Genomic DNA, 9893 nt, shown 5'->3' with positions numbered 1-9893 from the left:
TAATTATGAGTCATTCAAGCAGTATCCATTCCAAAAATATGCAGACAGACCCCCAGGAGATGGGATTAGATAGCAAACTGACATTTGCGAATTATGTAGTGAATTCATCCAATCGAACGGCTCACGAATTGGCAAGACTGATTAGCCAACAGTCAGAGAAAGGCAATTCACTATTCCTATACGGCGATACAGGATTAGGCAAAACCCACCTGCTTAACGCGATTGGCAACAACACAGCAGACCGGGCACGCTACGTCACTTCAGAGCTTTTCAATAGGGAATGCACAGCTGCGGAACAGAGCGACGATCCGGATGATCTCATCCGTTTTCGACAGAAGTATCTCGATCTTGATGTACTACTATTTGACGACATTCATAGTCTCAATCGCCGACTCACGGTCGTTAAAGAATTCGACACTATTCGAAGAATGCTGCAGCGGGACGGTAAGAGAATCGTCGTTACCGCGAACGCGCGCATCAATGCATTAGACAATCTTGACGCGTGTACTCAAAACTGGCTCGCACGCGGCATATCGGCAAAGCTGTCCCAACCGGAACTCATGACACGAACGACGATCCTACTGAATCTGGCCAACCAGTTCGAAGCTGAAATACCGGACGACGTGTTTCTGTACATCGCCGATCTTTACCCACGAAACATCAGAACCATGAAATCCGCTATGATCCGCATGCTCACCACAGAAGCGAGAAAGTGGCCTGCAATCACACTCGAGCGGGTCAAAGCATTTTTCGACGACCGTAGGCCAATCACAACCGTCCTCAACCGGTCTTCTCAGGGGAAACCAGCAGATACAACCGAATCACAAACCGGCAGCACCGCAACCATCGACGACAAAGGCCGCACCATCATTGTCACCGTCCAGCTACAATGAAAACCAATCGTATGCATGCACCGCAGCTGTCTGATAGAAGAACCTGCGGCGTGATTCCCCTTGCCCCCCATTCAGAAAGGCTGGTGCAATCACATAACTAGATTGCACCAGCCATGAATCAACTCAGCTCTATTTGGCGAACAATCTCATCGCCTCATCCACTAGCCGATCAGTACGCTTTTCAATTTCCTCAGCACCCCATTTATCCTTATCCACGACATCACGATTGATGCTCAGCCCGTTACGATACCCTATGTTATGACCGGTTTTATCCTTCCTATCTCGCTTACGCCTAAAGTCCATAGTTGCTAGTTCACTATTGAACCCCGATAGGGTAAGATTTCCAATAGTGTGCACATACTTATTCCGAATCTCTTTTGCATTCTCTTCGCCTCCAAGAGATTCAACCCATTCCTTTGTCGTGTCTCCGGCCTGGGGAAGAATATGCTCTATGGTCAAATAATACTGATTACTCTTCGCAGACGACTTCCTCCACAAATCAGACCAGCCTTCATCAGTCCTATCATGCTCCGCCAATGACGAAAGTATGAAACGTGTCATTCCGCTATTATCTTCATAAATCGGACCACGCAACGCTCTCTCAAACTGTTCGTCAGACGCAACATTACCCGAAGCAAACAGTTTATCATGTACTTTTTGGCACACCGATTTTGATTTCACTTCCGAAGAACTCAAGTCTTTGATAATTAAAGAGAACAATCTTTGTATCGCATTCGTCGCTGGAAAATCAGTCAAATTTCGACGAACGAACCATGTAACCAATTCATTAGCAATATCTGCTAATTCATCATCCAATAGCTCAAACTTTTCCCGATTCAACACGAGCCACATCAGTAGCATGTAACCCGATTCCCCTCCCGCATGCCTCAGCTCGAGGGCCTTAGCAGACAATAACGGTAGCCCAAAATCATCATCATCAAGATTACCCGTAAGCAAACCATAGACATGCGCAGCGTTGATGAGTGCATTCAAAAGTTCCTCAACGCCTTCTGACTCCATCCAATCTTCGTATATGCGAATAAGAGTGGAACGAGTAGCAGGCTTCATCATCGGATTTGATGCATTATAGTAATACCTCAGGAATCGTTCCTGACTATTACCATCCTGTCCAACAAATTCAATAACCTGCTTCCATTTTTCGTATGTTGTCTCAATATCGAGGTCACGATTAGCATCAGCCCTCGCAAGCATCTCGTTTTTTATCAAATCTATAGGAGATAAATCCATTCCACGATTATTCAAACTTTCAAATAGAGTAAAAGCACTGGCACGATCAGGAACTTCGATTTTCACAAGTACAGCATTTTTTACTCGATTCGCCATATGCTTCAATACATCAGCCTGATCATCATCATCATCTTCAAGTTGTTGGTTAATTCGATCAGAAAAGTATTTGTATGCTTGACCTATCCTTCTATTCCCCCAATATTTGGGTCGTTTTAGCTGAGACTCATCTGACATCACAACATACTCATCAATAAGATATACATAGTCATCTTCATTCTGCCCCTGTGACTGCAGAATCATACGAGGATTCTTACCAGATGTAATCATGAACTTTAGCGCCATGCAATCAAAATCGTTATCCACCAATGTGATTCTGGACAATGCATTGTATAATGCACACAATAGAATCGATAGGGAAGTCATACGCTGCTGGCCATCAATCAATTCCAACTTAGGTTCAAGCGAATCCTCAGTATTGCTAATGGCTATAATAGTTCCCAGAAAATGAGGACTGTCTTCTGTATCCAGCAATATATCATCATAAAGATCTTCCCACTGCTGTTTTCCCCAAGAGTATTCCCTCTGGTATTTGGGAATTACATATTTTAGTTTAGCATTTTGAGGATCTAATAACTCACGAAGATAATAGTCATTGGCTGAATTGATAATGCTAGTTCCTGCCATAATGATTCCTTTCAGTATATATAAATCAATAATGTCATCAATGTCGACACTATTACACAGGCGGATCAACAGCACTGGAGGGATCTACGGATTCGGCGTTGAGTGTGCAGAAGATGATTTCGGGGTTCTCCGAAGTCGAAGCGCAGGTCATCGACTTACCGTCCGCGGGAATCATGGGAAGCATCGACCGCGTGTAATCGGTTCCCGGAGGATCCCGGTACATTCGACCCAAGGAGGTGATCTTCTGGTAGAAGATATCCGGGTCCGAGGCACCTATGGCACCGCCGACACATGTCATGGCCTGCCGTGCATTGTCGCTCGTGGAATCATAAGTAAACTGCATAGCCTGCTCGAGCATTATCGCAACCGGTGTATCGTACGTGGATTCGGTGTAATCATCCCGCGCCCGAACATCCAGCTCTCCCCCGCACTGTGTAATGATGTTCGATAACGCGGGATTATTCTTCTGCCAACTCACTACATTGGAATCACCATCTGAAGCCACATCTGATGAATCGGACTGGCTCTGGCTGTTGTCATATTCCTGAGTCGTATCCCAATTGGATTGGGCCTGTGAATCACGGTATTGCGTATGCGAGCCAGCACTGATTCCAGAGTCGTCGTGCGTATTGGCTCGCGTAATCGCATATAACGATGCAACGACGGCTACAGCAAGTAAAATCGTCATGATGAGGGACAACATCCTCATTGTCTTCAGATGATTCTCATCAGTCTCCGGTGAGTACTGCTCGTCCATTAGATACTCCCTATAAACGTCTGCTCAAGTCCTCGCGCAAACCTCGCAATTCCTTGGTTTGGCGTCTTGATTCGAATGCCTGACTGACCTGGGCGACTGCGGAAACAGTCAGCGCAGTCGTCTGCTTTCGGGCTTCCTGAACTTTCTCGCGCTCGAACTGTTCCATCCGCTGCCGATGATCGTAGCTCTCCCACAGATTTACCGCAGTATTAAAATCCGAAGCCCGACCGCACATCAGCATCTGCAGCATGTACGCACTGGCTTCGGCATTGCGGCATGTAATGGGGAATCGCAGTAAATCCGTCTGCATCGACTTACGGATTTCCTCAATGGAATGCTCATCTGCAGCGATGGCAGGATAGAGCGCACTGACGACGTTTTCGATGTTGGATTGATACACCTGCCGCTGCCTGAAACCAAGTATGAGCAGAATGAGTCCGATCAGGCATGCGACTAGGGCGATGATGGGAGCGGTACGATCCCACGATGCGGATGCCAGAGCGAACAACAGAGCCCCGGCACAGAACAGGCCGGAGAGCAGGAAGCAGCCCAATCCGGCATAGTATTCGGTGTTGTTGCGCTTCATCACACCGTAAGCGGATCGAATGCCATGCTCAAGGTCGCTAATCTGTACGAATTTCTCATTCAAAGGTTGGAGTAATTCAATAAGCTCAGCCGCCGATAGCTGCCCCAATGTCAGCGTATGTGGCCCCGCATGCGCGGCAGAGGTCGCGGAAGCGGCATCCCGATGCGGCGTGTCGCTCTTCATCTGCGATCGGGCATTCGACTCTGGCACGGGCCCAGATTCAGGTACAGAATGAGATTCAGTTTCAGGATCAACACATTTCGTGCCGCATCGTATGCAGAATGCGGCATCATCAGGCAATTGCTTTCCACAACGACGGCAGAACATCATCTATAGACCTCACGTCTCCGCGCAACAACAGCAGTTCTCATTACGATCCGTTGCCTTCCCATGCCCTCATAATACCGTTATCAGCCATGCACAACCTCGGATATATCTGTCATGAATCATTCATCCACCATATGCCACCAATGCTGCAGTCGGTAGATATCTACTGGCCATAAACAATAGACAGCGACGATGCATAACGTGTGAGTCTTCGACTGGTGCAGGTGGTTTGTGCTTTATTTACAGCCCCTAACGTACCTGTAGGTACAGCACAATCCACCTGCGTGGACTATCCGAAGGGCACACCACGTCTGCGGAAGAAAGGGACTCCACGTGTGAGAGCCTTGCCGGTCACGGATATGTCCTGATTCCCTCGCGAATGTGGATAACCCGGGAAGCTGGAACCACATACCTCAATATGACTCGACAAGCCGTGTCAACGCCGTTTAGCTTCAAGTCGGGGGCACCCGGCCGAGGCACACGACAAAGGAGTTGATGCAAATGAACTTGCCAAGTAGACTTGTTCCTATCGATGATGGTGATCCGCTGATCATCCCATCGGCGCACAGAGAACACAAACACGGGGAACCTCCCATTGCTGATAGCGACATCCTGCACGTATACCGATATGGAATCGAAGTCGATATCAACAACAAACGGGTTCCTCCCACACATGTGCTGATAGGCACCGGGGCGTCAGGCGCGGTTCTCTATGAGATCGGCGTCATCGAACGCGAATGGGTGCCGGGAGTGCATGAGCACATCATTGTGCACGCCATGAGAGCACGGCTGACGTATGAGATGAAATGGATGACGATGCAGTACCGGAAAGGCGACCCGTTATGAAATTCGAAGATTATCCGGCTGACATGCAGGCGGAGCTGATGGCACTGGGCGATTCAGCCGCGGATGCCATCGAAACGCAGGATGCCCCCATGGATGGCGATCCGGAAAACGACCCGAACTTCTCGCCTGAACTGGAACTGAGCCGACTGCTGAATCGGCGTCGGGCGGAATTGGAGGCCATCGATGCGCAAATTACACGAATGGTGTTGCTGATGCACCGGAACGGGCAATCGTGGGAGGCCATCGGTCGCAAACTCAATATCACTGGCGAGGCGACCAGACTACGGTACGCGAAATTGGAAAGGAAGTAGCGACTAGGCGCCACTTATACCCTATGCCCCGCACATCACCCATGGAGAGTAATGGAGAGAAGGCGAGGCATCCTATCAACCCTTGCGGTTAGGTCAGTCAACGAGGACCGGGGTCGGGGTCGAGGGAATGGCGTGCGCTGGCTCGGTTCCGGCAACCATCGAGTCGGTTCCGGCCGAAACCACATCGGTCACGACTGCCGTCGAACCGGGCGCAATAGTCGAATCGGACGGCGCGACCGACGCATCAGACGAGCCGGTGTCCATCCCGGCGGAAGCTACAGGCTGCTCAGCGTGACGGGCGCGCATGGCGTCAAGGGCACGCGCCAAATCGACCGGGTAATGGGATTCGACGGTGGTCCACACGCGGGTGCGCGGGTGACGGAACTCGAGTTTCATGGCGTGCAGCCATTGGCGGTCGAGGCCGAGCGCCTCGGAGAGCACGGGATTGGCGCCGTACATCGGGTCGCCGCACAGCGGATGGCCAATCGAGGAGAAATGCACGCGAATCTGATGCGTGCGACCGGTCTCGAGGTTCACGGAAACGAGCGTGGCCTCATGGCCGAACCGTTCAAGCACATCCCAGTGCGTCACAGCCGGTTTGCCAGCAGGCGTGACGCAGAATCGGAAATCGGAAACCTTGGCACGACCGATCGGCGCTTCGATGGTGGCCTTGTCCTGCTTGAGCGAGCCCTGCACGAGCGCGTGATAGGTCTTCCGGACCTCATGCTCGGCGAACTGGCGCCGCATTTCGGTATACGCCAAATCGGACTTGCATACGAGCATCAGCCCCGACGTGCCCACGTCCAGACGGGACACGATGCCCTCACGGCCCGCAGCGCCGTATGAGGTGATATGCACACCGCGGTCGCGCAGGGATCCAAGTACGGTGGGACCGGTCCAGCCGACGGAGGCATGGGCGGCCACGCCTACCGGCTTGTCCACCACCACGATGTCGTCATCCTCGTACACCACGGCCATGTCGTTGGCGATGGGCTCGGGCTGCGCCTGCTCCTCCACCAGATCGAACTCGACCGTCTCCCCCTGCGCAAGCGTGCTGGACCGGGACACGTTCCGATTCAGCACACGCGCTTGGCCGGAGTCGATGAGATCGGCGGCCTTGGACCGGGAGATGCCGAGCATCTTGGCCACGGCGACGTCAAAACGTTTGCCCACCAATGCATCGGGGGCTGGGACCATGCGGCTCATTGCTGGGACGCCGCCTCCGATTCGGCGGAATCGCCCTCGCCGGGCTCAGCGGCCTTTTCGGCCAGATCACCGGCGCTGAACGGCTCACCTTTGAGGATGAGGAGCACCAGCACCACACCGGCCACTACGAGATAGATGTCCGCCACATTGCCCACGGACCAGCCGTAGTTGAGGAAGTCCACCACTTTGCCGTTGAGGAAACCGTCGGCGTACATCACACGGTCGATGAGGTTGCCGAACGCCCCCGCGAAGGAGAAGGACAGCACCACCGTCCATTTCATGGAAATCGTGCGTATTCCGGCCACGACCAGCGCGATGCAGGCCGCCACGGCCAGCAGGCTGATCACCCATGTGGCGCCGGAACCGAACCCCAAAGACGCGCCGGGATTGCGCACCAGCGTCAGCGACAGCAACCCCGGAATGACACGGACGGTTTGGCCCGCAGCAAGCGCCGCCATGGCCCATGCCTTGGTGAGCTGATCGATGAGCAGTGCGACCGCAGCCACACATGCAAAGACGGCCACGCGCATGCGCAGCCGTCCCTGTTGGTTCGTCATAAGACTAGACCCTGCCTATGCGCGTCAGTTCTGGCGGCCCGAGGTCTGGTCTTCGTAGTTGTTGGACTCGGAGACCTGGGAGACCAGCTGGCCGAGGAACTCGGTGAGGCGGGCGCGGTACTCGGTTTCGAACTGCTTGAGGCTCTGGATGTTGCCCTCGACCACCTTGGACTGGGCCTGCAGGTTGTCGCGCACCTGCTCGGCGTAGGTCTCGGCGGCGGAACGGGTCTTCTTGTCGTACTCGGCGGCACGGCGCTGGACCTCGGCCTCGTAGTTGTCAGCGTCGGTGTGCTGCGTCTTGGAGTAGTTGTCCGCATCCTGACGGGTCTTGACAGAGTAGGCGTCGGCCTCGGAACGCACGTTCTGGGAGTAGGTCTCGGCGTCCGCGTGCGTCTTGTCGCGGTAGGCGTCGGCCTCGGAACGGGTACGGTCGGAGTACGTGTCGGCGTCGGAACGGGTACGGCTGGAGTAGTCGTCGGCCTCTGCGCGGGTGCGGTCGGAGTAGTTGTTGGCCTTGGTGACGAGGTCCTCGTACTTGTTCTGGGCGGCCTCGTTGATTTCCTTGGCCTTGTTCTTGCCCTTCTCGACGTACTGGTCGTGCAGCTGCATGGCCAGCGTGAGCATGGCGGTGGCACGCTCGGGCTCGGTGCCCGGCATGGAGGCGGCGCCGGCGATCTTCTGCAGGGAGCCGGTCTCGGTGCTCGGCTCGACCTTGGAGACCTGATCGCGCAGCTGGTTCTCGCGCTGCTTGGCCTCTTCGAGCTGACGGGACAGATCCTGAATCTGCGCAGCCTGCTGCTGGGCCACGGCGGCCTGCTGCTGGGCGGCCGCGAACTTGCGGGACAGCTCCTCGGCGGAGGCACGGTACTTGTCGCGCTCCTGCTGGATGGCGGCGATCTGCTGGCCGACGGCCTCCTGATTGCCGGACGCCTGGGCGGCCTGCGCGGTCAGCTGGTCGATCTGCGCGTTGAGCTGGTCGACTTGGCCCTTGAGCTGCTCGTTCTGGGAGGACAGGGCACGGTTGGACTCCTCGGCCTCGCTGAGCTTGGTGGCGGCCAGCTGGGCGGCCTGCTCGCCGTGGGACTGCGCGGACTGCTGAGCCTCGGTGGCGGCCTTCTTCAGATTCTCGTTCTCATTCTGAAGCTGCTGCACCTGGCCGGACAGCTCGGAAATCTTGTTGTTGAGGCTGGTCACATCCGGGCCAAGCGCCTGGGTGGACTGGTTGCCGGCTACCGCCTGACGTCCCAGAGCCTCTACCGTTTCCGTGACCTGATCGAGGAAGTCGTCAACCTCGTCGACATCGTAACCTTCCTTGAATCGAACGGTCTGGAAGGTATGCTCCCTAATATCCTTCGGCGTCAACAGAGCCATAAATCTTGCACCTCGCTTTGGGGCAGTGCCCTCGCTTACGTTGGTATCATTCACGATGCTATCACGACCCCGGCTGTTCATGGCATGTGGCACGACATTATGACGTAGAAAGATAAAGAAAAACCGGGAAACGGCCTCACGCCGCTCCCGGCTCACGCTTCCGGTCCAGGGTATCGATGCACGCCCGCGCGCCGCCCGATCGCGGCATCTGTCAGAAGATGATGCGGACCACCGTCTCCAACACGACCAGCAGGAAGTACAGCACGATGAAGCTGACATCCAGATACATGCCGCCAAGCGGCAGCGGGCGGATGTAGCGACGTAGCCAGCGCAACGGCGGTTCGGTGATGGTGTAGACCGCGTTGATGAGCTGGGCCACCACTCCTCGCGGATACCAGTTGCGCGCGAGCAGCGAGACCCAGTCGAGAATCATTCGGATGAACAGTACGGTGATGTATGCGTTGATCAGCCATGCGAGAATGCGGCCGATCAGGGCGAAAGTCAAGGACAACATGACGTCCAGCCTAACAAGCGGCGATGAAATGTTCGCTGGGGGCCGCATATGCGAAAGCCGACTCCTCGCTGGGAGTCGGCTGATTGGGATGCCGGAGCCAGGCGATTTCGATCAGTCCGCGAAAAGATCGTGCGCGGACGCGGGGGCCACCGGCTCCTCGACCTTGATGTTCACCTGGGCCGGGCTGAGTAGGAACACGCGCGGGGTGACGCGTTCCAGCGAACCGCGCACGCCGAACACCACGCCCGCGGAGAAGTCCACGATGCGGTAGGCCACCGCTTCGGAGACGCCGGTGAGGTTCAGGACCACCGGTACGCCGTCGCGCAGGGCGCGGCCCACCAATTGGGCGTCCTCATAGGACTTCGGATGGATGGTGGTGATGCGGTTGACCTTGCCGACGGGGAACTGCTTGGTCGATGACGAGGCGGGCGCGCTGGACGCGGCGGGCATCGGCGTCACCGTATGGTCGGAGTCGAAGGTCGCCTTGGGGGCGGGCTGGGCCGTCTCCTCCTCGTCGATGTAATCGTCGTCATCGTCCACCACGTCGGTCATGCCCAGATAGGACATGGCATTCTTCATGAAGCCAGCCATGG

10 protein-coding genes and 2 pseudogenes are annotated in these 9893 nt (G+C 55.0%); 3 read left to right on the top strand and 9 right to left on the bottom strand.

The window, feature by feature from the left end:
• Positions 1–893, top strand: an 893-nt coding sequence (locus BG22_RS09375; protein ID WP_140495050.1) for a DnaA ATPase domain-containing protein, incomplete at its 5' end; no start/stop codon positions are given.
• Positions 894–1022: 129 nt separating this feature from the next.
• Here BG22_RS09375 and BG22_RS09370 read toward each other — a convergent pair.
• The 4 genes and pseudogenes from BG22_RS09370 to BG22_RS11540 all read right to left on the bottom strand — a co-directional run.
• Positions 1023–2825 carry a DUF262 domain-containing protein gene (locus BG22_RS09370; RefSeq protein ID WP_140495048.1) on the bottom strand — a complete coding sequence of 601 codons (1803 nt, stop codon included), beginning with the start codon at positions 2823–2825 and terminating at the stop codon, positions 1023–1025.
• A gap of 52 nt (positions 2826–2877) precedes the next feature.
• The gene (locus BG22_RS09365; protein WP_140495046.1) at positions 2878–3582 is read right to left on the bottom strand and encodes a hypothetical protein; all 705 of its coding nucleotides are present in this window, start codon (positions 3580–3582) and stop codon (positions 2878–2880) included.
• Positions 3583–3592: 10 nt separating this feature from the next.
• Positions 3593–4351: a hypothetical protein gene (locus tag BG22_RS09360; RefSeq protein WP_258186312.1), complete on the bottom strand. Its 759-nt coding sequence runs from the start codon at positions 4349–4351 to the stop codon at positions 3593–3595.
• 81 nt (positions 4352–4432) lie between these two features.
• A pseudogene (locus BG22_RS11540) lies at positions 4433–4495 on the bottom strand (zinc-ribbon domain-containing protein); the annotation flags it as partial.
• A gap of 495 nt (positions 4496–4990) precedes the next feature.
• Between BG22_RS11540 and BG22_RS09355 the strand changes: the two are divergent.
• Positions 4991–5341, top strand: a complete 351-nt coding sequence (locus BG22_RS09355) for a hypothetical protein (protein WP_140495042.1) — start codon at positions 4991–4993, stop codon at positions 5339–5341.
• A complete protein-coding gene (locus BG22_RS09350; protein WP_140495040.1) occupies positions 5338–5652 on the top strand; it encodes a hypothetical protein in 315 nt (104 codons plus the stop codon). The genes BG22_RS09355 and BG22_RS09350 overlap by 4 nt, the downstream gene beginning before the upstream one ends.
• Positions 5653–5937: 285 nt before the next feature.
• Here the strand turns inward: BG22_RS09350 and BG22_RS09345 are convergent.
• The 5 genes and pseudogenes from BG22_RS09345 to BG22_RS09325 form a co-directional block, all read right to left on the bottom strand.
• Positions 5938–6858 (bottom strand): annotated as a pseudogene (locus BG22_RS09345) (RluA family pseudouridine synthase); the annotation flags it as partial.
• Positions 6855–7415 (bottom strand): signal peptidase II, encoded by a 561-nt coding sequence (locus tag BG22_RS09340; RefSeq protein ID WP_140495038.1) that lies wholly within the window; start codon positions 7413–7415, stop codon positions 6855–6857. The gene BG22_RS09340 and the pseudogene BG22_RS09345, both read right to left, overlap by 4 nt.
• Positions 7416–7439: 24 nt before the next feature.
• The gene (locus tag BG22_RS09335) at positions 7440–8786 is read right to left on the bottom strand and encodes a DivIVA domain-containing protein (protein WP_094667815.1); all 1347 of its coding nucleotides are present in this window, start codon (positions 8784–8786) and stop codon (positions 7440–7442) included.
• A gap of 211 nt (positions 8787–8997) precedes the next feature.
• On the bottom strand, positions 8998–9300 hold the full coding sequence (locus BG22_RS09330; protein WP_094667814.1) for a YggT family protein: 303 nt from the start codon (positions 9298–9300) through the stop codon (positions 8998–9000).
• 111 nt (positions 9301–9411) lie between these two features.
• Positions 9412–9891, bottom strand: a complete 480-nt coding sequence (locus BG22_RS09325; protein WP_140495037.1) for a cell division protein SepF — start codon at positions 9889–9891, stop codon at positions 9412–9414.
• Between the last annotated feature and the right edge of the window lie 2 nt (positions 9892–9893).

Source organism: Bifidobacterium sp. UTBIF-78 (assembly GCF_006408945.1).
GTDB lineage: Bacteria > Actinomycetota > Actinomycetes > Actinomycetales > Bifidobacteriaceae > Bifidobacterium > Bifidobacterium myosotis.
Note: the sequence above shows the minus strand (reverse complement) of the source record. Positions and strands in the feature narration are given on the sequence as shown.